Source organism: Brevundimonas sp. LjRoot202 (assembly GCF_964253355.1).
GTDB lineage: Bacteria > Pseudomonadota > Alphaproteobacteria > Caulobacterales > Caulobacteraceae > Brevundimonas.
In genome coordinates this window covers 153,933-175,480 of record NZ_CAXUQW020000003.1, presented here as the reverse complement: position 1 = coordinate 175,480, position 21,548 = coordinate 153,933, and the positions used below count along the sequence as shown (strand labels likewise).

Here is a 21,548-nt window from a genome sequence, read left to right as displayed (position 1 = left end):
CTCAACCCTGTCGCCGCGGCCCCCCCTCCCCCCCAAGCCGCGGCGCCGAGATCGGCGCCACCCCTCCCCCTCCTGGGCGCCGGTCCGAACAGGCCGCCGGACGAAAGTCCGGCGGCCTAGTCGTTTCCGGGGGGCGCCGGGCCCAAGCCGCCCATGCCCGGACCCGCCCTGCGGCGCTTTTGGGCCTTCCCGTCGGAGCAGCCCTGTCCTAGTGGAGCCGGGTCGGGCGGGCGGCTTGCCGAAGCGGCGAAGCGGCCTAGTCTGGCGACGCCCTGGCGGGCCGATCCCCGGCCCCGCCCCGCAAAGAGAACTGTCCATGTCCGGCGCTTCCGCCCCCACGCTCCCTCAGGCCATTACCCTGGAGGCGCTGGAGGCGAACTTCGCCACCGCGGTCAGCGGCCCGTACGGCGAGGACGCCCGCGCCTACCTGGCCCAGGCGCACGACGACTATGTCGCCGACGAGACGCCGGAGCTGAGCGGCGCCGACCTGGCCCATCTGCTGGCCTCGGTGTGGAAGTCGGCGAAGGGACGCAAGCCCGGCGGCGCGGCCCTGATCACCTTCGGGCCGCTGACCGGAGCCGACGGCCGCGCGGTGGGCTATGACAGCATCGCCATCATCCAGGACGACCGGCCCTTCCTGGTCGACAGCGTCATGGGCGAACTGGCCGAGGCCGGCGTCACCGTGCGTTCGATGTTCCACCCGATCGTCGAGATCGGCGGGGCCCGCACCTCGCTGATCATCGTGGTCATGGACCCCGCCCCGCAAGAGCGCCGCGACGCCCTGGGCGAGAGTCTGGCGGCGACCATGGCCGACGTGCGCGCGGCGGTGACCGACCACGCCGCGATGAACGCCCTGATGGCGCGCTCGATCGCCCATCTGGAAGCCGGGGTGCCGGGAGTCGACGCCGACGTGCTGGCCGAGAATCTCGACTTCCTGCGCTGGCTGGAGGCGGATCACTTCGTCTTCCTCGGCGCCCGCGACTACGACTATCCGCGAACCAAGGACGGCGGCTACGAGGCCGAGGCGCCGCTGTCGCAGTCGGGCGCCGGCCTGGGCGTGCTGGCGGATCCGGACCGCACCGTGCTGCGCCGCGCCAACGAGCCGGCGGTGCTGACCCGGTCGATGAAGAAGCAGCTGAACCTGTCCGAGCCGGTCACCGTGGCCAAGGCCAACGCCCGGTCGCGGGTGCATCGCCGGGCCTATATGGACTACATCGGGGTCAAGCGGTTCGGGCCGGACGGCAAACCGTCGGGCGAGACCCGCTTCGTCGGCCTGTTCACCGCCGAGGCTTATGACAAGACCGCCAAGGAGGTGCCGCTGCTGCGGCGCAAGGTGGTCAACGCCCTGGCGCGGGCGGGCAAGGTGGCCGGCTCGCACAGCCACAAGCGGCTGAAGAACATCCTCGAGAACTATCCGCGCGACGAACTCTTCCAGATCGGCGAGGACGAGCTGCTGGAGATCGCGCTGGGCATCCTGCACCTGCACGACCGGCCGCGGATCAAGAGCTTCACCCGCAAGGACCCGTTCGACCGGTTCGTCTCGGTGCTGACCTTCATCCCGCGCGAACGGTTCAACCCGGGCATCCGCGAGCGGATCGGCCGGATCCTGGCGCGGGCCTGGGGCGGGCGGCTGTCGGCCTGGTATCCGCAGCTGTCGGACCAGCCCCTGGTGCGCATCCACTACATCATCGGGGTGACGCCGGGCGAACACCCCTGCCCGGACCTGGCCGAGCTCGACGCCGAGATCGCCGAGGCCGGCCGCGGCTGGGTCGACCGCTTCGAAACCGCCCTGCGCCGCGCCGACGTCGACGATGTCCAGGTCGGACCGCTGAGCGGCCGCTGGGCCTGGGCCTTCGGGGCCGGCTACCGTGACCGCTACGACGCTGACGAGGCGGTGCGGGACCTGCAGGCGGCGGACGGGCTGAACGCGTCCGGCCTCAACGACGGCGGCGACCCCGTGGCCGTGCGCGCCTTCCGCGCCGAGAGCGACGGGCCGCTCAATTTCCGCTTCAAGCTCTACCGCCGCGGCTCCGCCGTGCCGTTGTCGGACGTGCTGCCGATCCTCGCCGACATGGGGCTGAAGACGCTTGAGGAATGGGGCCACGCCCTGTCGCCGCTGGGCGATCCGCAGATCCACGTCCACGAGTTCCTGCTCGAGGACCCGCGCGGCGGCGGCCTGCATTTCGACGATGTCCGCGAGCCGTTCGAACAGGCCTTCTCGGCGGTGTGGACCGGCCGCACCGAGAGCGACGGCTTCAACCGGCTGGTGCTGGAGCTGGGCGTCGACTGGCGCGAGGCGGCGCTGGTCCGCACCCTCGCCCGCTACCGCCAGCAGACCGGCCTCGACCCGAGCCAGGCGGTGCAGGAGGAGGCGCTGCGCGACTATCCGGCCGTGGCGCGCGGCCTGGTGTCGCTGTTCCACGCCAAATTCGATCCCGCCGCCGGCGGCGACGCCAAGGCCCGCAAGGCCATGGTGGCCGAGCAGGCCGACAAGCTGATGGCCCTGCTCCAGGAGGTGAAGAGCCTCGACCACGACCGGGCCCTGCGCCGGCTTGCGCTGCTGGTGCAGGCGATCAAGCGGACCAACTATTTCCAGACCGCGGCCGACGGCCGGCCGCATCCGCACATCGCCATCAAGATCGCCTCGCGCGAGCTGGAGTATCTGCCGCTGCCCAAGCCGTACCGGGAGATCTTCGTCTGGGCCCCGCACATCGAGGGCGTGCACCTGCGCTTCGGCCCGGTGGCGCGCGGCGGCCTGCGCTGGTCCGACCGCCGCGACGACTTCCGCACCGAGGTGCTGGGGCTGGTCAAGGCGCAGCAGGTCAAGAACGCCGTCATCGTGCCGGTCGGCTCCAAGGGCGGCTTCTATCCGAAGCACCTGCCGGCCATCGTGCGCGCCGGCGGCGACCGCGACGCCCAGCAGGCCGAGGCCATCCGCGCCTACAAGACCTTCCTGTCGGGCATGCTCGACGTCACCGACAACATCGCCGCCGACGGCTCGGTGGTCCATCCGGCCGAGGTGGTGATCTGGGAAGGCGACGATCCCTATCTGGTCGTGGCCGCCGACAAGGGCACGGCCAGCTTCTCGGACATCGCCAACGGCATTTCCGCGGATTACGGCTACTGGCTCGACGACGCCTTCGCCAGCGGCGGCTCGGCCGGCTACGACCACAAGGAGATGGGCATCACCGCCCGCGGCGCGTGGGAGGCGGTCAAGCGCCACTTCCGCGAGATGGGCAAGGATATCCAGACCGAGCCGTTCACCGCCGTCGGGGTCGGCGACATGAGCGGCGACGTGTTCGGCAACGGCATGCTGCTGTCCAAGGCCACCCGGCTGGTCGCCGCCTTCGACCACCGCGACATCTTCATCGATCCGAACCCGGATCCGGCCACGTCGTGGGTCGAGCGAAAGCGGCTGTACGAACTGCCGCGCTCGACCTGGCAGGACTACGACAAGAAGAAGATCTCCAAGGGCGGCGGGGTCTTCCCGCGCTCGGCCAAGTCGATCGACCTGACGCCGGAGATCAAGGCGGCGCTTGAGATCACCGAAGACAAGCTGGATCCGGCCGCCCTGATGCAGGCGATCCTCAAGGCGCCGGTGGAGCTGCTCTATTTCGGCGGCATCGGCACCTATGTGAAGGCGGCCGGCGAGAGCGATCTTCAGGTCGGCGACAAGGCCAATGACGCCATCCGCATCGACGGTCTGGAGGTCCGCGCCAAGGTCATCGGCGAGGGCGCCAACCTGGGCATGACCCAGGCCGGGCGCATCGCCTTCGCCCGCCTCGGCGGACGGATCAACACCGACGCCATCGACAACTCGGCGGGGGTCGACAGCTCCGACCACGAGGTCAACATCAAGATCCTGACCGGGGCGGCGATCGCCTCGGGCGCGCTCAAGGCCAAGGACCGCAACGCCCTGCTGGCCTCGATGACCGAAGAGGTCGGGCACAAGGTGCTGGTCCACAACTACGACCAGACCCTGGCGCTGACGCTGCAGCAGGCCGAGGGGGCCGGGGCGCTGGATTCCCAGCAGCGTTTCATGCAGTGGCTCGAGGGCAAGGGAAAGCTGGACCGCAAGGTCGAGGGCCTGCCCGACGACCTCAAGCTGGCCGAGATGAAGACGGCCGGATCGGCGCTGACGCGGCCGGAGCTGGCGGTGCTGACCGCCTATTCCAAGCTGGAGCTGTTCGACGACATCGTCGCCTCGGACGCGCCGGACGACGCCTTCTTCAAACAGACCCTGGTGCGCTACTTCCCCGATCCGTTGGCGAAGTTCGAGGCGGACATGCAGCGCCATCGCCTGCGCCGCGAGATCGTCTCGACCGTGCTGTCGAACGAGATCGTCAACATGTGCGGCCCGACCTTCCCGGAACGGCTGCGCCTGTCGGCCCAGTGCGACACCGCGGCCATGGTCATCGCCTTCGAGGCGGCGCGGCAGGTGTTCCGGCTCGACCAGGCCTGGGACCAGGTCTCGAAGCTGGACCTGAAGATTCCGGCTGAGGCCCAGACGGCCCTCTATCGCGAAATCTCGACCGTGCTGCGCCGCCAGACCTTCTGGCTGGCCCGGCGGGCCATGCGCGAGGGCGCCTCGGTCGAGGGACTGATCGCCGCCTACCAGCCGGCGGCGGATGCGCTCCGGGCGGCCGGCGGCGCGGTGCTGTCCCGCTTCGAGCGCGACCGGCTGGAGGCCCGTATCGCGACCTTCGCGGGCTATGGCGCGCCCAAGGCGATGGCCCGCGACTTCGCCATGCTGCGGCCGCTGGTGGCGACGGCGGACATTGGCGACCTGGCCCGGGAAGCGGGCTGGCCCGAGCCGGCCATGGCGACCCTGTACCACCAGGTCGGCGCCGCCTTCGACTTCGACCGGCTGCGCGCGGCGGCGGGGGCGGTGCCCTCGGCCGACCATTTCGACCGGCTGGCGGTGCGCCGCCTGATCGAGGACCTGATGAACGAACAGGTCGCGCTGACCCGGGCGGTGGCGCGCTCGGCGGACGCCTCGGTCGGGGCCGCCGAAAAGTCGGCGGAACAGGCGGTCGACCGCTGGATCGGGCCGCGCCTGAAGACGGTCGAGGGCGTTCGCGCCTCGGTCGACGAGATCGAGGCCTCGGGCTCGGGCTGGACCTTCGCCAAGCTGACCATCGCCAACAGCGTCATCCGCGAAATAGCGTCCTCGGCGGGCTAGGATTTCCGGGATAACGGCGCGTCGGCCCTGCGGGTCGGCGCGCCGCCTTCGGATCTTCGGACCGGCGCCGCGCGGGCCCATTATGCAACAGGCGGTGTTCTGCTAGCGTGCCGGATGAGGGAGAGGGTCGCCGATGCCGCGTAAATTCCTGGTCGTCGTCGACGACAGTCCGGAGTTCGAGGCGGCGCTGCGCTATACGGCGCGGCGGGCGCGCTCGACCGGCGGCCACCTCGTCATGTTGCGGATCATTCCGGCGGCGGCGTCGGACGCCCACTGGGCCGGCGTGCGCGAGGAGATCGAACGCCAGACCCGGGCCGAGGCTGAGGCCACGCTGAACGCCTGGGCGGCCGAGGCGGCGGAGCGGTCCGGCTCGACCCCGATCCTGCTGATCGAGCGGGGCGATCCGCAGGCCTGTATCCGCAAGGTCGTCGGCGAGGATCCCGATATCAAGATCCTGGTGCTGGCGGCGGGCTCGAACGCGCCGGGGCCGCTGGTCGGGGCCGTGGTCAAACAGGGCGCGAGCTTCACCGGGCGCAAGCTGCCGGTGACCATCGTGCCGGGGGAGCTCACGGAGAAAGAGATCGAGGATCTGGCTTGATCCAGGGAAGGCGCTATCGCTCGCGACGCGGTCGCTCACTGCTGAGCGCGGCCCCCTCCATAGTCGTCGGCGGCCCCCCTCCCCGGCGGGGAAGGCAGGCTGCGATGTTGCGGCGCCTTGAACCCGGCGGTCGGCGGGCGCACTTACGGACCATGTTCATCCAGACCGAGCCGACGCCCAATCCGAACGCGCTCAAATTCCTGCCGGGCCGCGAGGTTTCGGCCGAGCCGCGCGAGTTCCTCAACATCGACGAGGCGGCCGCCTCGCCGCTGGCCGAGGCGCTGTTCCAGCTGGAAGGCGTGGCCGGGGTGTTCTTCGGCGCCGACTACGTCTCGGTGACGCGGGACCCGGCCGGGCTCGAGTGGAGCCAGATGAAGGCCCCGATCCTGGCGACGATCATGGATCATTTCGTCTCGGGCGCGCCGCTGATGCGCCACGGCGAGGCCGACGGCGCCGCTTCCGGCGCCGAGGACAGCGAGATCGTGGCCGAGATCAAGCAGCTGCTGGACAGCCGCATCCGTCCGGCGGTGGCCCAGGACGGCGGCGACATCCTGTTCGACGCCTTCGACGAGGAGAGCGGCGTTCTGAGCCTGCGCATGCGCGGCGCTTGCGCCGGCTGCCCGTCGTCCTCGGCCACGCTGAAGGCCGGCGTCGAGCAGATGATGAAACACTATGTGCCGGAAGTGACCCGCGTCGAGCAGGTCATTTAAGCAGGGCGCTATCGCTCGCCCCGCGGCGGCTCGTTGCTTGAGCGCCCTGAAACAAATCCGTCCTCGCTTCGCGGCGGCGACGGCGCCATCATCCCTCCATGCCCCGGTTTGAAAGCGACAGCGACGCCCGGCGCCTCGGCGAGGCGCTCGCCGCCCTGCGCCAGGAGCGCGGGCTCAGCCAGGCGCAGGCCGGCGAGCGGGTCGGCATGACCAGTCAGGGTTGGGGCCTGTACGAGGCGGGCAAGCGGTCGGGCCTGTTCCGGCCGGATGTGCAGCGGCGGCTGACGGCGGCGCTGGAATCGACCCCGGAGGCGCTGGCCCTGAAGCTGGGCTCGCCCGCGCCGGCCGCGGAGCCGGCCGTTGTGCAGGGCCTCCAGAGCGGCGGGCGCGCGTTCGCCGGTCCGGCTCCGGCCGCGACGACGCGGCGGCTGCAACTCTCCAACGACGACCTCGCGCCTTGGGCCGCCTCGGGCGTGGTGCTGGAGTACGAGCCGGGACGCTGGCCGCGCCGCGCCCAGGGTTGCGTCATCGAGATGGCCGACGGCGAGGTGCGGGTGCGCCTCTACGACCACGCCGACCCCGACGCCCTGTTCGTCCGCGGCGTGCGGGGCGACGAGGAACGGATCGCCCGCGCCGAGACCCGTCAGGTGTCGGCGGTCGTGGCCCGGCTGGATGTGTAGATGAAACGTTTTGGTTGCAACATTTGCGTTTCCATGAAACGGTTTCGTCCTGAACAGGGGGAGCGGGGTCATGAGCAGGACCGGCGGACCGGAACGGGTAGACGCCTTCGTCGGCGCGCGGATCAGCCTGCGCCGCTCGGCGCTCGGCCTGTCGCAGACGGCGCTGGCGCAGCAGCTGGGCGTCAGCTTCCAGCAGGTCCAGAAATACGAGACCGGCCAGAACCGCATCTCGGCCTCGCGGCTGCACCGGGTGGCGACGGTGCTGGCCACCTCGGTCGACGCCTTCTTCCCGCCGGTCGAGACGGCGCGTCAACCGGCCGACAGCGGCTGGGAGGCGCTGCGCCACATGACCGCCTCGCCGGACGGCCGGGCCGTGGCGGCGGCCTGGCCCAGGATCGAGGACCGCGACCTGCGCAAGGCGGTGGCGCGCATCGTGCGGGCGCTGGCCCGCGACTGACCGCCGGCCGGGGAGCGGCGTCGTGAGGGTGCTGGTCGTCGATACGGCGCTGGGCCTGTGCAGCGCCGGGGTGTTCGCGGTGGAGGCCGGAGGCGAGGGTTGGGCGGCGCGGCCGTTGGGCCTGCGGTCCGAGGCGATGAGCAAGGGCCACCAGGAACGGCTGGCCGGCATGGCCCGCGACGCCGTGGCCGAGGCGGGCGGGTTCGACGGGATCGACCGGATCGGCGTCACCGTCGGTCCCGGGTCGTTCACCGGCCTGCGGGTCGGCCTGGCTTTCGCCCAGGGCCTCGGCGCGGCGCTGGGCCGGCCGGTGGTCGGGATTTCGACGCTTGACGCCCTGGCCGCCTCGGCGGGGCCGGGGTCCGCTGTGGCGGCGCTGATCGACGCGCGGCGGGGCCAAGTCTACGCCCGTTTCTGGCGCGACGGGGTGGCGGAGGGGCCCGCGGAAGCCCTGTCGATCGAGGCGGCGCGGGATCGGGCGACGGCGCTGGGCGACGGCGCGCGTCTGGTCGGCTCCGGCGCGGCCCTGATCGCGGACGACGTTCCGGGCGCGGCGGCGCTGGACCTCGCCGGCCCGTCGCCCGAGGCGCTGGCCCGACTGACGGCGGCGGCCGATCCAGCCCAAAGCCCGCCGCGGCCGCTCTATCTGCGGGCGCCCGACGCCACGCCGCCGACCCGCCTGCCCGGCCAGCCCCGGCCGCCGGCGCCATGACAGCCCCCGCGCGGCTCGCCTCGATCCACGCCGAGGCCTTCGACCAGCCCGGCGAGACGCCGTGGAGCGAGGCGGCCTTCGCGGACCTGCTGGCCCAGACCGGGGTGTTCGCGGTCGAGGCGCCGGACGGATTTATCCTCATGCGGACCGTCGCCGACGAGGCGGAGATCCTGACCCTGGCGGTGCGCCCAGCGGCGCGGCGCGGCGGACAGGGCGTGCGACTGGTCGGCGAGGGGGTGCTGGCGGCGGCGGCGAGGGGCGCCGGGCGGGTGTTTCTCGAGGTCGCCGAGGACAACGCCGCGGCCCGGGCGCTCTACGCCCGCGCGGGCTTTGCGGAGGCCGGACGGCGGCCCGGATACTACGCCGCCGCGGACGGCGGCCGGCGCGACGCCCTGCTTCTGGCGCTCAACTTGACCGCCCGGCTTCCCTAGGCCGCCGACCCCGCCTATCCTGTCGCCATGGACCGGATCGAGAAACTCTGCGCCGAACGCGGCATGCGCATGACCGAGCAGCGGCGCGTCATCGCCCGCGTCCTGTCCAGCGCCGAGGACCACCCCGACGTCGAGGAGCTGTACCGCCGCGCCTCGGCCATCGATCCGCACATCTCGATCGCCACCGTCTATCGCACGGTGCGGCTGTTCGAAGAGGCCGGGGTCGTCGAGAAGCACGACTTCGGCGACGGGCGTTCGCGCTACGAAGAGGCGGGCGACGATCACCACGACCACCTGATCGACACCCGCTCGGGCGAGGTGATCGAATTCTTCGACGCCGAGATCGAACGGCTGAAGACCGAGATCGCGGAACGGCTGGGCTTCGAACTGGTCGGTCACAAGCTCGAGCTCTACGGCAAGCCGATCCCCGGCGCGGAGCCGTCCAAGCGCGAGGGGCTGGTGTTCGAGCGCCGCGCGGCGCGTCCGGACTCCGAAGACGCCTAGGCGCGCGGGGCATGGCGCGAACCGCGCCGGGGCCTTAAAAGCCGATCCATGACCGAGACCGTTGTTTCGCCGCCCGGGACGGACGAGGCGGGCGCCGCGCCGAAGCGCCTGTTCATCAAGACCTACGGCTGCCAGATGAACGTCTATGACTCCGAGCGCATGGCCGACGTGCTGCGCCCGCTGGGGTATGCGCCGACCGACACGGCCGAGGACGCCGACTTCGTCATCCTCAACACCTGCCACATCCGCGAGAAGGCGGCCGAGAAGGTCTATTCGGAGCTCGGCAAGCTGAGGGTGATGAAGGAGGGCAAGGGCGGGGCGATGACCATCGCCGTGGCCGGCTGCGTCGCCCAGGCCGAGGGCGAGGAGATCATCAAGCGGCAGCCGGCGGTCGATCTGGTGGTCGGGCCGCAGGCCTATCACCAGCTGCCCGAGCTGCTGACCCGCACCGCCCGGGCGCGGGGCGAGCGCATCGGGGCCGACTTCGCGCCGAATGAGAAGTTCGACGCCCTGCAGGTCCCGCGCGGCGGCGAGGGAGTTACGGCCTTCCTGACCGTGCAGGAGGGCTGCGACAAATTCTGCACCTTCTGCGTGGTGCCCTATACCCGTGGCGCCGAGTGGTCGCGGCCCGTGGCGGACGTGCTGGCCGAGGCGCGGGAGCTGGCGGCGCGGGGCGTGCGCGAGGTCACCCTGCTGGGCCAGAACGTCAACGCCTATGACGGCGAGGGGCCGGACGGAAAGCCGTCCAGCCTGGCGCGGCTGGCGTATGCGCTGGCGGAGATCCCGGGGCTGGATCGCATCCGCTACACCACCAGCCATCCCAACGACATGTCGGACGAGCTGATCGCAGCGCACGCCGAGCTGGAGGCGCTGATGCCCTATCTGCACCTGCCGGTGCAGTCGGGCTCGGACCGCATCCTGAGGCTGATGAACCGCAAGCATGGGCGGGCGAAATATCTGGAGCTGGTTGACCGCATCCGCGGCGGCCGGCCGGACATGGCGCTGTCGGGCGACTTCATCGTCGGCTTCCCCGGCGAGACCGACGCCGACTTCGAGCAGACGATGGATCTCGTCCGGAAGGTCGGATACGCCTCGGCCTTCTCCTTCATGTATTCGCCGCGTCCCGGCACGCCGGCGGCGACGATGGCGCAGGTTCCGGGCGACGTGAGCCGCGAGCGGCTGCATGCGCTGCAGACCCTGCTGACCGGACAGCAGACCGCCTTCAACGAAGCGCAGGCGGGGCGGACCATGCCGGTGCTGTTCGAGCGCAAGGGCCGCCACGGGGCGCAGGCGGTCGGCCGGTCGCCCTATCTGCAGTCGGTGCATGTCGATGACGCGGATCATCTGATCGGGCAGATCGTTCCGGTGACGATCGAGCATGGCCAGCAAAACAGCCTGACAGGAGCTTTGGTGACGGAACAGAAGAGCACGCCCCTCGAGCAGCGAGGCTCCGCGAGCCAAGCGGTAGGGGCCCCCTAGAGTGGCGCGTGAGAGTGAGTTCCTGGCGTTGGACGACGCCGCCCTGCGCGCCGTCGTGGGTCCCCACAGCCGCCACGTCGCCCTGATCGAGGACGCCTTCAAGGTGCTGGTCGAGGCCCCCGGGGGCGGGGTGACCATCAACGGCTCGAGCCGCGACCGCGCCCAGGCGAAGCGGGTCATCCAGACCCTGGCGGAGCGGGCCGACACGGGCGCGGTGATCACCGAGGCCGACGTGCGCACCGCGCTGGGGGCGGCGGCGACCCAGCCGCGGAACGGGCAGGGGACGGTGGCGCCCAACGCCATCGCCCTGCCGGTCGGCCGGCGTGGGGCGATCGCGCCCAAGACGGCGGCCCAGGCCAACTATCTCGACATGCTGTCGCGCTGCGAACTGACCTTCGGGGTCGGGCCGGCGGGCACGGGCAAGACGTTTCTGGCGGCGGCCTACGGAGCTTCTCTCCTGCGGCGGGGACAGGTCGACCGGCTGGTCATCACCCGGCCGGCGGTCGAGGCGGGCGAGAAGCTGGGCTTCCTGCCGGGCGACCTGAACGAGAAGGTCGATCCGTATCTGGCCCCGATCTGGGAAGCGCTGAACGACATTCTCGGGCCCGACGACGTGCGCCGGCGGCGCGACAAGGGCGAGATCGAGGCGGCCCCGATCGCCTTCATGCGCGGCCGGACCCTGGCCCACGCCTTCATCATCGTCGACGAGGCCCAGAACACCTCGCGGCTGCAGATGAAGATGGTGCTGACCCGGCTGGGCGAGGGCGCGCGGATGGTGGTCACCGGCGATCCGTCGCAGATCGATCTGCTGAACCCGCGCGATTCCGGCCTGCGCCACGCGCTGCGCATCCTCGACGGGGTCAAGGGCGTGGCCATCCAGACCTTCCAGGCCCAGGACGTGGTCCGCCACGCCATGGTCGAGCGCATCGTCCGCGCCTACGACGCCGACGCGGCGAAGCACCGCCCGGCCGCCGATCTGGAAGATCCGGACGCATGATCGAGGTCGAGATCGAGGACGAGGCGTGGACGGCGGCCTTGGCGGACGCCGCCGCCGTGGCCTCGCGCGCGGCGACCGCCGCCCTTGGGGCCGTCGAGGGCGACGTGGTGGTTCTGCTGACCGACGACGCGACGGTGCGGGAGCTCAACGCGCGCTTTCGCGACAAGGACCGGCCGACCAATGTGCTGTCCTTCCCGGCAGCGGAGATGACGCTTCCGGGGCGCGCGCCGCACCTCGGTGACCTCGTGCTGGCCTTCGGCGTCTGCGCGGCCGAGGCCGGGGCGCAGGGCAAGACCCTCGCCGATCATCTGTCGCACCTGACCGTCCACGGCGTGCTGCACCTGCTGGGCCGGGACCACGAGATCGAGGCCGAGGCGGAGGAGATGGAGGCCGAGGAGCGGAGCATCCTTGCCACCCTGGGCGTCGCCGACCCATACAGGGCCGATGTTCAACCTTGACCCCGCCGTCCGCCGCGACCGCCTGATCCTGCGCTTCGGCCGCATCGCCCTGGCGCTGTTCGCCGGCGCGGGCGCGGCCCTGGCCCATCCGCCGTTCGGACTCCTGCCGGGCCTGCTGGGCTATCCGCTGCTGATGCTGCTGGCCGAGCGGTCGGCGACCACGCGCGGCGGCTTCTGGATGGGCTGGCTGGCCGGCTTCGCCTATTTCTTCATCAGCTGCTGGTGGGTGGCCGAGGCCTTCCTGGTCAATCCGGCCCAGGCCTGGATGGCCCCGTTCGCGGCGTCGCTGCTGCCGATCGGCCTGGGCCTGTTCTGGGGGACGGCGACGGCCCTCTATCGGCGGTTCAACCCGGGCGGCGTGGGACGGGCGCTGGTCTTCGCGGGCCTGTTCTGCCTGCTGGAATGGCTGCGCGGCCACGTGCTGACCGGCTTCCCGTGGAACCCGGCGGGAGCCAGCTGGGAGGCCGGTTCGGCGGCGTCGCAGTTCGCCTCGGTGGCCGGGGTCTACGGCCTCGGCCTGGTGACGGTGGCGGCGGTCTCCGCCTTTGGTCCGCTGGCGGCGGCCGGACCGCGCAAGGCCCGGATCGGCGCGGCCGTTCTCGGCGCCGTGGCGTTGGGGGCCCTGGTCGTCGGCGGCGCGGTGCGGTTGTCGGGCGCGCGCCTGGCCCTGACCGACACGGTGGTGCGCATCGTCCAGGCCGACGTGGCGCAGGAGTCGAAATGGACGCCCGAGGCCTATCGCGGCATCGTCGACCGCTATGTGAACCTGACGGCGCGGCCCGGCGCGGTGGTTCCGGACGTGGTGATCTGGCCCGAGGGCGCCCTGCCCGCGTCGGCCAACCAGGTGTTCGCGCCCGGCTCGCCGGACGCGGCGGCCATCGCCCGGGCGGTGCAGCCGGGCCAGACCCTGATCCTCGGGCTCGGCCGGGGCGTGGCCAATCCGGCCGCTCCGGACGGCGCGTATTATTACAACAGCCTGCTGGCGTTGACCGACGAGGGCGGCGAGGGTCTGAGGATCACCGCCACCTATGACAAATACCGGCTGGTGCCGTTCGGCGAATACCTGCCCGCCGGCGGCCTGCTGGGCTCGCTGGGCGTCCGCAGCCTGACCCATATGCCGCTGGATTTCAGCGCCGGTCCGCTGCCCGCGCCGATCGACATTCCCGGCCTGCCGTCGGTGCAGCCGCTGATCTGCTACGAGAGCCTGTATCCGGGGTTCACGCCCGGCGGCGCGGCGCGGCCGCGCTGGATCGTCAACATCTCCAACGACGCCTGGTTCGGGCGGACCTCGGGGCCGCTGCAACACCTCAACCTGGCCAGCTATCGGGCCATCGAGACGGGGCTGCCGGTGGTGCGTTCGACCCCGACCGGGGTCTCGGCGATGATCGATCCGTGGGGCCGGGTCGTCGGCGACCAGCGGCTGGAGCCGGGTGAAAGCGGCGTGATCGACGCCCGTCTGCCGGCGCCGGCCGCGGCGACGATCTATGGCCGGCTCGGCGATCTACTGTTCGGTTTCGGCCTGATCCTGGCGTTCGTCCCGGCCATGGCGGGGCGGCTCCGAGCCCGTCCGCGGCCCTGATTTCAACCCCAACCGGGCGATTTTCCCGTGGTCGGTGCGGGCCCCAAACGGCGGCGCAACCATACATTGCATGTTGACCTTGAATCGGGTGTTTTTCCGTGACAGCGGGCCCAAGCTGGCGCATTCAGAGCGAGCTTCACCCACAAAAGGGCAAGACGAGAAATGGCCAGAGGCAAGGGCGAGGATGGACCCCATCCCGTGGATCGGCATGTGGGCCGCCGGGTGTGCGAGAAACGGCTGGCGCTCGGCTATAACCAGAGCGATCTCGGTCGCGCCCTGGGTCTGACCTTCCAGCAAATCCAGAAATACGAAAAGGGCGCGAACCGCATCTCGGCGTCCAAGCTCTGGGACATCGCCCGCTTCTTCAAGGTCGACATCGGCTATTTCTTCGAGGGCCTCAACGGCGCCCAGGCCGCCGGCATGGCGGAGGGCGGCGGGACCTTCGACCACGATTTTCCGGCCACCCGCTACACCATCGAGATCAGCCGCCTGGCCCCCCAGCTGTCCACCCGGCAGCAGAAGCTGGCGCTGGAGCTGGTCCGGGACATGGCCGACCGCCGGGACGCCGACGAGGCCTGAGAGTCGCGTCCGCCCTACTCCCCTGACTGTGACCGCCGCCCGAAGCCGGGCGCGGCCGCCTTCTGTTCGGCCCAGTAGGCGGCGCCCTCGCGCGGCTTGAACATGGTCTTGGCCACGCCGTCGCGCGACACCACGGCGAAGGTGTTGGTCGAGGCCTCATAGAACAGCACGTCGCCGTTGGGTCGCTCGACCCGCTCGGCGCCCGCCGGGGGCCGTGTGGTGAAGGCCCGCACCTTGGCCAGATAGTCCTCGGCCGAGACCGCGTCGAAATCGGCGCCGTTGCGTTCGAACAGGCGCGCGACCTTGGCGTCGACCGTTTCGCGCCGGTTGGCGGTCAGGGCCGGCGCCCTCTTGTCCCGGCCGGTCTCCGCGGCCTGCGCCGGAGCGCCCGCCGCCGAGGTCAGCACCGCCTCCGCCCCCTCGGCCGCGCGATCCCGCGTCTCGACCGCCGAGCCGCCGTTGCCGCATCCGGCCAGCCCCAGCAGCGCCAGCGCCGCCCCGGCCGCCCACGCCACCCTCGCATCCGTGCCGATCATCACACCCTCCAATGGTCTGAACCTGCCGGCACTACCATAACGATGGCATATTGTTCTTGCAATGTTCTTGTTTGGCCGCGCCTCCCTCGACGCCGGCGGGCCGCATCGCTAGATCAGGGCCATGACCCCAGCCCCGCTGTCCGGACGGAAGATCCTGCTGATCGTCGGCGGCGGCATCGCCGCCTACAAGGCGCTGGAGCTGGTGCGTCTGCTGAAAAAGGCCGGCGCCGAGGTGATGAGCGTCCTGACCGCCGCCGGGGCGGAGTTCGTCACCCCCATGTCGCTGGCCGCCCTGACCGGCCATCCGGTGCGACAGGCGCTGTTCATGCCCGAGGACGAGACGGCGATGGGCCATATCGAGCTGTCGCGCTGGGCCGACCTGGTGGTGGTCGCCCCGGCCACGGCGGGGCTGATCGCCAAGGCCGCCAACGGGCTGGCCGACGACCTGGCCTCGACGACCCTGCTGGCCACGGACAAGCGGGTGCTGCTGGCCCCGGCGATGAACGTGCGGATGTGGCTGCACCCGGCGGTGCAGGCCAATGTCGAACGGCTTGAGGGCTTCGGCGGCTTCCACGGCGTCGCGGTGGTCGGGCCGGACGAGGGCGAGATGGCCTGCGGTGAGTTCGGACCGGGCCGCATGGCCGAGCCGGCGGCGATCCTCGGCGCCATCGAGGGATTGCTGGCCGGGCCCGACGGTCGGCCCCTGGCGGGGCGCCATGCGGTGGTTACGGCCGGACCGACCTTCGAGCCGATCGATCCGGTGCGGGGCCTCACCAACCGCTCCAGCGGCAAACAGGGCTACGCCATCGCCGAGGCGCTGGCCGCGTTGGGCGCGCGGGTGACGCTGGTCTCCGGGCCGGTCGCCCTGCCCGCTCCGGTCGGCGTCGAGCGGGTCTGGGTGGAGACGGCGCGCGAGATGCAGGCCGCCGTCCAGGCGGCGCTGCCCGCCGACATCGCGGTGATGAGCGCCGCCGTGGCGGACTGGCGGGTGGACGGCGTGGCCTCGGGCAAGATCAAGAAGGCTCCGGGCGGCCCGCCATCGCTGGCCCTGATCGAGAATCCAGACATCCTCGCGGGGGTGTCGGCGCCGGGGAAGACCCGGCCGACGCTGGTTATCGGCTTTGCCGCGGAAACCGCCGATCTGGAGGCCAACGCCCGGGCCAAGCTATCGCGCAAGGGCTGCGACTGGATCGTCGGCAACGACGTGTCCGGCGACGTGTTCGGATCCGGGGACAATGCGGTGACGCTGTTCACGCGCGAGGGCGGGGCCGAGAGCTGGCCGCGCCAGCCCAAGACCGGCGTGGCCCGCAAGCTGGCCGCCCGGATCGCCGGCCATTTCGCCTGAACGGTTCCGTTTTCCACAGCTTGTCCACAAGGACGTTCCGGACGCGTCACGCCGGACAGCGCTCTGGCGACAAGCGCGATAAGATCGGCGGACGAGACATCGCCCTCTGACGGGCCTCCACACGGGATCACGCCACGCCATGACGACCCTCCGCGTCGAACGCCTGCCGCATGCCGAGGGCCTGCCGCTGCCCGCCTACGAAACCTCGGGCTCGGCCGGGATGGACCTGCGCGCGGCGGTGGCGGACGAGACGCCGATGATCCTCGCGCCCGGCGCTCGGGCGCTGGTGCCCACCGGCCTGAAGATCGCGCTGGAGCCGGGCTATGAGGCGCAGGTGCGGCCGCGCTCGGGGCTGGCGCTGAAGCACGGGCTGACCTGCCTGAACTCGCCGGGCACGATCGACAGCGACTATCGCGGCGAGGTCGGGGTCATCCTCGCCAACCTGGGGCAGGAGCCGTTCGTCATCCGGCGCGGCGAACGCATCGCCCAGCTGGTCGTCGCCCGCTGCGAACAGGCGGCCTTGGTCGAGGTCGAGGCGCTGGACCAGACGGCGCGCGGGGCGGGCGGCTTCGGCTCGACCGGACGGTAAGCGGAGCCATTCGCGGCGAGCGGCGTTAACCCTGCCGCACGGCCAAGCTGGCCGGGAGAAACGGAGGTCGGCCTATGGAGTCCCTGTTCGATTCGGTCTGCGCGTTCCTGGGCGGCGTGTTCGGTCTGGCCCAGGGTGGGTTCGACGGCGTCAACCAGGTCATGGGGCTGCTGATCGCGATCATCGCGGCCCTGCTGATGCCGGCGTGGAGCCGGTTGTGGGCCACGGCGCTCGGCGCGGCCCTGGTGCATGTGGCCATCGGGGTGATCCGGCCGGTGCTGGACGGCGCGGCCTTCGTCCTGCCGGACCTGTTGACGCTGGGATTCTGGATGTCGGTGCTGGCCCTGTTCCTGGGCTATGCGATCGTCATCGCCGTGTTCTTCCTGATCAAGTCGCTGGTCACCGGCGGCGGCCACGGTCGCCGCAGAGCCGCGCACTGAGGGCCGGAGCTCCTCGGCTTTTTGGGGGGGCGGTCACAGGGCTCCGCCCCGTCGACCCGACGCCGCCTGGCGCTTCGCGCGCTCAAGCCGCGAGCCGCGAGCCGCGCGGCAGCTCTTGCAGGGTGAGCCTGCCGGGGCGTCAGGCCTGCCGGAACCCCAGCACGTCCTGCATGTCGTAGAGGCCGGGCTTGCGGTTGCGGACCCAGGCGGCGGCGGCGACGGCGCCCTTGGCGAACAGGGACCGGTCGATGGCCGAATGGCTCAGGGTCAGGGTCTCGTCGTCCGAAGCGAACAGCACGGTGTGCTCGCCGATAACCCCGCCGGCGCGCAGGGACGCGAAGCCGATGCGGCCGCTCTGGCGTTCGCCGGTGAGGCCGTCGTACGGGGCGCTGCGCACGTCGGCCAGATCCTCGCCCCGCCCGCTGGCGGCGGCCTCGCCCAGCATCAGGGCGGTCCCCGAGGGCGCGTCGGCCTTGCGTCGGTGGTGGGTCTCGAGCACCTCAATGTCCCAGTCGCGCGCGTCCAGCCGCTGGGCGGCGTGCTCGACCAGGCCGATCAGGATGTTGACGCCGAGCGAGAAATTGCCGCTGCGGACGATGGCGACCGTCCCGGCGGCCTTGAGGATCTCGGCGTCCTGTTCGGGGCTCAGACCGGTCGAGCCGATGACCAGTGCGGGGCCGCCGCGCGCGGCGCTGGCGCGGGCCAGCTCGACCGAGGCCTCGGGCGTCGAGAAGTCGATGATCACGTCGCACAGCGACAGGTCGGGAGTCTCGCCGCGGTCGAAGCGGGCGGCGACGACGACGTCCTCGCGCGCGTCCAGCACGGCCGAGACGGCGCGGCCCATACGGCCCCGGGCGCCGGAGATGCCGGCGTGGAAGATGGCGCTCATCGGATGCCCCCCGGCAGGATTCACTGGGCCGTTTCCCGCGCCCCGGGCTCGGCCCCGAGGATGTCGGCCCAGAAGCGCTTGGCCTTGCCGGCGAACGACGAGTTGCGCGGCGTCTGGGTGTCGCCCAGCGAGGCGGCCAGCTCCTCGAGCAGCTCCTTCTGGCGCGCGGTCAGGTCGGTCGGGGTCTCGACGAACAGCTCGACCACCAGGTCGCCGCGGTTCTTGCCGTTCAGATGCGGCATGCCCTTGCCCTTGATGCGCACGGTGCGGCCGGTCTGGGCGCCCGCCGGGACTGTCACCGGCGCCTTGCAGCGGCCGTCGCAGGCCTCGGACACCAGGCAGGGGGCGTCGATCTCGCCGCCCAGCGCCGCCGTGGTCATGGGCACGGGCACGGTGACCAGCAGGTCGAGGTTGTCGCGCTCGAACAGCTCGTGCGGGGTCACCGACAGGAAGACGTAGAGGTCGCCGCGCGGGCCGCCGCGCTGGCCGGCGTCGCCCTCGCCCGACAGGCGGATGCGCGAACCGTCGTCCACGCCCGCAGGGACTTTCAGCTGCAGCTTGCGGTTCTTGCGCACCTGGCCGTGGCCGTGACAGGTGGTGCACGGCTCGGCGATCATCTGACCGTGGCCGCCGCAGCGCGGGCAGGTCCGCTCGACCTGGAAGAAGCCGTTGGCGGAGCGCACGCGGCCGGCGCCCTGGCAGGTGGTGCAGGTGGTCGGCTTGGTGCCCTTCTTGGCCCCGGAGCCCTCGCAGGTCTCGCAGGTGGCGGTGGTCGGCACCGATATCTCGACGTCGGCGCCCTTGTAGGCCTGCTCAAGGGTGATCTCGAGGTCGTAGCGCAGGTCCGAGCCTCGCCGCGGGCCGTGCTGGCGGGCGCCGCCGCCCTGCCGACCGCCGAAGACGTCCCCGAAGGCGTCGCCGAAGACCTGGGAGAAGATGTCGTTGACGTCGGCGAAGCCCTGACCCTGGCCGAACGGATTGCCGCCGCCGCCGCCGTTGACGCCGGCGTGGCCGAAGCGGTCGTAGGCGGCGCGCTTCTGCTCGTCCGAGAGGACGCTGTAGGCCTCGGAAATCTCCTTAAAGCGGGCCATGGACTCATCGCACCCGCCGTTGCGGTCGGGATGGTGCTGCATGGCCAGCTTGCGGTAGGCGGATTTCAGCCCGGCGGCGTCGATGGTCCGCTCGACGCCCAGAACCTCGTAATAGTCACGCGTCGCCATCTGGCGTTCGTCCTCTTACCCTGCCGTTCCCGCCGCCGCCTCTATGGGCCGCTGACCGGAAGGGCTGACCGGGCTGACATGGGCGCCCGGCCGACTGATGCAAGTTTTATGAAACGGCCCCGCCCGTCGGGTGACAAGCGGGGCCGTAGCGATTGCGCGGAGCCTGTGGCTTACGCGCTCTTTTTTTCGTCGCCGGCGTCGGCCTCGGCGTCCGGGGAGACCTCCTCGAACTCCGCGTCGACCACGCCGTCATCGGCCGGGGCCTCGGCGGCGGCGCCGTCGCCCGACCCTTGCGAGGCCGCGTACATGGCCTCGCCCAGCTTCATCGAGGCCTGGGCCAGGGTGTTGGTCTTCTCGCGGATGGCGTCCGCGTCCGTGCCGTCCTTGGCCGTCTTCAGGTCCGCGATGGCGGCCTCGATGGCGGTCTTGCCGGCCTCGTCGATCTTGTCGCCGTGCTCGGACATGGCCTTCTCGGTCGAGTGGATCAGGCTGTCGGCCGAATTCTGGGCCTCGACCAGGTCCTTGCGGGCCTTGTCGGCCGCGGCGTTGGCCTCGGCTTCCTTGACCATCTTCTCGATGTCGTCGTCCGACAGGCCGCCGTTGGCCTGGATGCGGATCGACTGTTCCTTGTTGGTCGCCTTGTCCTTGGCGGTGACGTGGACGATGCCGTTGGCGTCGATGTCGAAGGCGACCTCGATCTGCGGCATGCCGCGCGGGGCCGGCGGAATGCCCATCAGGTCGAACTGGCCGAGGATCTTGTTGTCGGCCGCCATCGGCCGCTCGCCCTGGAAGACCCGGATGGTCACGGCCGACTGGTTGTCGTCGGCGGTCGAGAAGGTCTGGCTCTTCTTGGTCGGGATGGTGGTGTTGCGCTCGATCAGCGGGGTGAACACGCCGCCCAGCGTCTCGATGCCGAGGGTCAGCGGGGTCACGTCCAGCAGCAGCACGTCCTTGACGTCGCCCTGCAGCACGCCGGCCTGGACCGCGGCGCCCAGCGCCACGACCTCGTCCGGGTTGACGCCCTTGTGCGGCTCCTTGCCGAAGAAGGCCTTCACGGCCTCCTGCACCTTGGGCATGCGGGTCATGCCGCCGACCAGCACCACTTCGTCGATGTCCGAGGCCTTGAGGCCGGCGTCCTTGAGGGCCTTCTGGCACGGCTCGATGGTGCGCTGGACCAGGTCCTCGACGAGGGCCTCCAGCTTGGCGCGCGACAGCTTGATGTTGAGGTGCAGCGGGCCCGAGGCGTTCATGGTGATGAACGGCAGATTGACCTCGTACTGGGTCGTGGAGCTGAGCTCCTTCTTGGCCTTCTCGGCCTCTTCCTTGAGGCGCTGCAGGGCCAGCTTGTCGGAGCGCAGGTCGACGCCCTGCTCCTTCTTGAACTCGTCGGCCAGGTAGTCGACGAGGCGCAGGTCGAAGTCCTCGCCGCCGAGGAAGGTGTCGCCGTTGGTCGACTTCACCTCGAACACGCCGTCGCCGATCTCGAGGATCGAGACGTCGAAGGTGCCGCCGCCGAGGTCGTAGACGGCGATCTTCTGGCCCTCGGCCTTGTCGAGGCCGTAGGCCAGGGCGGCCGCGGTCGGCTCGTTGATGATGCGCAGAACCTCGAGGCCGGCGATCTTGCCGGCGTCCTTGGTGGCCTGACGCTGGGCGTCGTTGAAATAGGCGGGGACGGTGATGACGGCCTGGGTGACGGTTTCACCGAGGTAGGCCTCCGCGGCCTCCTTCATCTTGCCGAGGGTGTAGGCCGAGACCTGCTGGGGCGAATAGTCCTTGCCGTGGGCTTTGACCCAGGCGTCGCCGGTCGGGCCCTTGACGATCTCGTAGGGCACCATGTCCTTGTCCTTCGCCACCACGGGGTCCGTGAAGGCGCGGCCGATCAGGCGCTTGATGGCGAAGAAGGTGTTGGTCGGGTTGGTCACGGCCTGACGCTTGGCGGGCTGGCCGACCAGCACCTCGCCATTGTCCTGGATGGCCACGACCGACGGGGTCGTGCGGTTGCCTTCCGCGTTCTCGATGACCTTGGGGTTCTTGCCGTCCATGACGGCGACGCACGAGTTGGTGGTGCCCAGGTCGATGCCGATGATCTTGGCCATGTGTTGGTCTTTCACTCCATTTCAGCGGGCGGTGCGGCGGCCTTTTAGAGCGAAGCGCCGCGCGTGA

The 21,548-nt window shown here is 71.0% G+C and carries 20 protein-coding genes; 16 read left to right on the top strand and 4 right to left on the bottom strand.

Going from position 1 to position 21,548, the window contains the following annotated elements; all coding sequences use genetic code 11:
• Positions 1-316: 316 nt before the first annotated feature.
• The 13 genes from ACSQ1L_RS08750 (at position 317) to ACSQ1L_RS08690 (ending at position 14,366) form a co-directional block, all read left to right on the top strand.
• Entirely contained in the window at positions 317-5,182 is a 4,866-nt protein-coding gene (locus ACSQ1L_RS08750) for an NAD-glutamate dehydrogenase (protein ID WP_435994010.1), read from the top strand.
• Positions 5,183-5,315: 133 nt separating this feature from the next.
• Entirely contained in the window at positions 5,316-5,780 is a 465-nt protein-coding gene (locus tag ACSQ1L_RS08745; RefSeq protein WP_435994008.1) for a universal stress protein, read from the top strand.
• A 152-nt stretch (positions 5,781-5,932) separates the two neighbouring features.
• Positions 5,933-6,490 (top strand): NifU family protein, encoded by a 558-nt coding sequence (locus ACSQ1L_RS08740; RefSeq protein ID WP_435994006.1) that lies wholly within the window; start codon positions 5,933-5,935, stop codon positions 6,488-6,490.
• Between the two features lie 98 nt (positions 6,491-6,588).
• Entirely contained in the window at positions 6,589-7,170 is a 582-nt protein-coding gene (locus ACSQ1L_RS08735) for a helix-turn-helix transcriptional regulator (protein WP_435994004.1), read from the top strand.
• A 70-nt stretch (positions 7,171-7,240) separates the two neighbouring features.
• On the top strand, positions 7,241-7,627 hold the full coding sequence (locus ACSQ1L_RS08730) for a helix-turn-helix domain-containing protein (protein WP_435994002.1): 387 nt from the start codon (positions 7,241-7,243) through the stop codon (positions 7,625-7,627).
• A gap of 22 nt (positions 7,628-7,649) precedes the next feature.
• Positions 7,650-8,339, top strand: a complete 690-nt coding sequence (gene tsaB, locus ACSQ1L_RS08725) for a tRNA (adenosine(37)-N6)-threonylcarbamoyltransferase complex dimerization subunit type 1 TsaB (RefSeq protein WP_435994000.1) — start codon at positions 7,650-7,652, stop codon at positions 8,337-8,339.
• Complete coding sequence (locus ACSQ1L_RS08720; RefSeq protein ID WP_435993998.1) at positions 8,336-8,770, top strand: GNAT family N-acetyltransferase; 435 nt, start codon at positions 8,336-8,338, stop codon at positions 8,768-8,770. Before tsaB ends, ACSQ1L_RS08720 begins: the two co-directional genes overlap by 4 nt.
• Positions 8,771-8,797: 27 nt before the next feature.
• Positions 8,798-9,274 (top strand): Fur family transcriptional regulator, encoded by a 477-nt coding sequence (locus ACSQ1L_RS08715; protein WP_435993996.1) that lies wholly within the window; start codon positions 8,798-8,800, stop codon positions 9,272-9,274.
• A 48-nt stretch (positions 9,275-9,322) separates the two neighbouring features.
• A complete protein-coding gene (gene miaB / locus ACSQ1L_RS08710) occupies positions 9,323-10,753 on the top strand; it encodes a tRNA (N6-isopentenyl adenosine(37)-C2)-methylthiotransferase MiaB (protein ID WP_435993994.1) in 1,431 nt (476 codons plus the stop codon).
• Between the two features lies 1 nt (position 10,754).
• Positions 10,755-11,750, top strand: a complete 996-nt coding sequence (locus tag ACSQ1L_RS08705; RefSeq protein ID WP_435993993.1) for a PhoH family protein — start codon at positions 10,755-10,757, stop codon at positions 11,748-11,750.
• Positions 11,747-12,208, top strand: a complete 462-nt coding sequence (ybeY, locus tag ACSQ1L_RS08700; protein WP_435993991.1) for an rRNA maturation RNase YbeY — start codon at positions 11,747-11,749, stop codon at positions 12,206-12,208. The genes ACSQ1L_RS08705 and ybeY overlap by 4 nt, the downstream gene beginning before the upstream one ends.
• The gene (gene lnt / locus ACSQ1L_RS08695) at positions 12,195-13,787 is read left to right on the top strand and encodes an apolipoprotein N-acyltransferase (RefSeq protein ID WP_435993989.1); all 1,593 of its coding nucleotides are present in this window, start codon (positions 12,195-12,197) and stop codon (positions 13,785-13,787) included. The genes ybeY and lnt overlap by 14 nt, the downstream gene beginning before the upstream one ends.
• A 162-nt stretch (positions 13,788-13,949) precedes the next feature.
• A complete protein-coding gene (locus ACSQ1L_RS08690; protein ID WP_435993987.1) occupies positions 13,950-14,366 on the top strand; it encodes a helix-turn-helix domain-containing protein in 417 nt (138 codons plus the stop codon).
• Between the two features lie 14 nt (positions 14,367-14,380).
• Here ACSQ1L_RS08690 and ACSQ1L_RS08685 read toward each other — a convergent pair whose 3' ends face one another.
• Entirely contained in the window at positions 14,381-14,902 is a 522-nt protein-coding gene (locus tag ACSQ1L_RS08685) for an S-type pyocin family protein (RefSeq protein WP_435993985.1), read from the bottom strand.
• Between the two features lie 121 nt (positions 14,903-15,023).
• On the opposite strand from ACSQ1L_RS08685, the gene coaBC reads away from it, so the two are divergent.
• The 3 genes from coaBC to ACSQ1L_RS08670 all read left to right on the top strand — a co-directional run bounded on the left by coaBC (position 15,024) and on the right by ACSQ1L_RS08670 (position 17,276).
• Positions 15,024-16,247 carry a bifunctional phosphopantothenoylcysteine decarboxylase/phosphopantothenate--cysteine ligase CoaBC gene (gene coaBC, locus ACSQ1L_RS08680; RefSeq protein WP_435993983.1) on the top strand — a complete coding sequence of 408 codons (1,224 nt, stop codon included), beginning with the start codon at positions 15,024-15,026 and terminating at the stop codon, positions 16,245-16,247.
• Positions 16,248-16,386: 139 nt separating this feature from the next.
• A complete protein-coding gene (dut, locus tag ACSQ1L_RS08675; protein ID WP_435993981.1) occupies positions 16,387-16,836 on the top strand; it encodes a dUTP diphosphatase in 450 nt (149 codons plus the stop codon).
• A gap of 74 nt (positions 16,837-16,910) precedes the next feature.
• Positions 16,911-17,276: a hypothetical protein gene (locus tag ACSQ1L_RS08670; RefSeq protein ID WP_435993979.1), complete on the top strand. Its 366-nt coding sequence runs from the start codon at positions 16,911-16,913 to the stop codon at positions 17,274-17,276.
• 139 nt (positions 17,277-17,415) lie between these two features.
• Here ACSQ1L_RS08670 and dapB read toward each other — a convergent pair whose 3' ends face one another.
• The 3 genes from dapB to dnaK all read right to left on the bottom strand — a co-directional run bounded on the left by dapB (position 17,416) and on the right by dnaK (position 21,481).
• Positions 17,416-18,165 (bottom strand): 4-hydroxy-tetrahydrodipicolinate reductase, encoded by a 750-nt coding sequence (gene dapB, locus ACSQ1L_RS08665; protein ID WP_435993977.1) that lies wholly within the window; start codon positions 18,163-18,165, stop codon positions 17,416-17,418.
• Between the two features lie 20 nt (positions 18,166-18,185).
• Entirely contained in the window at positions 18,186-19,385 is a 1,200-nt protein-coding gene (dnaJ, locus tag ACSQ1L_RS08660) for a molecular chaperone DnaJ (protein ID WP_435993975.1), read from the bottom strand.
• A 170-nt stretch (positions 19,386-19,555) separates the two neighbouring features.
• Positions 19,556-21,481 (bottom strand): molecular chaperone DnaK, encoded by a 1,926-nt coding sequence (dnaK, locus tag ACSQ1L_RS08655; protein ID WP_435993973.1) that lies wholly within the window; start codon positions 21,479-21,481, stop codon positions 19,556-19,558.
• Between the last annotated feature and the right edge of the window lie 67 nt (positions 21,482-21,548).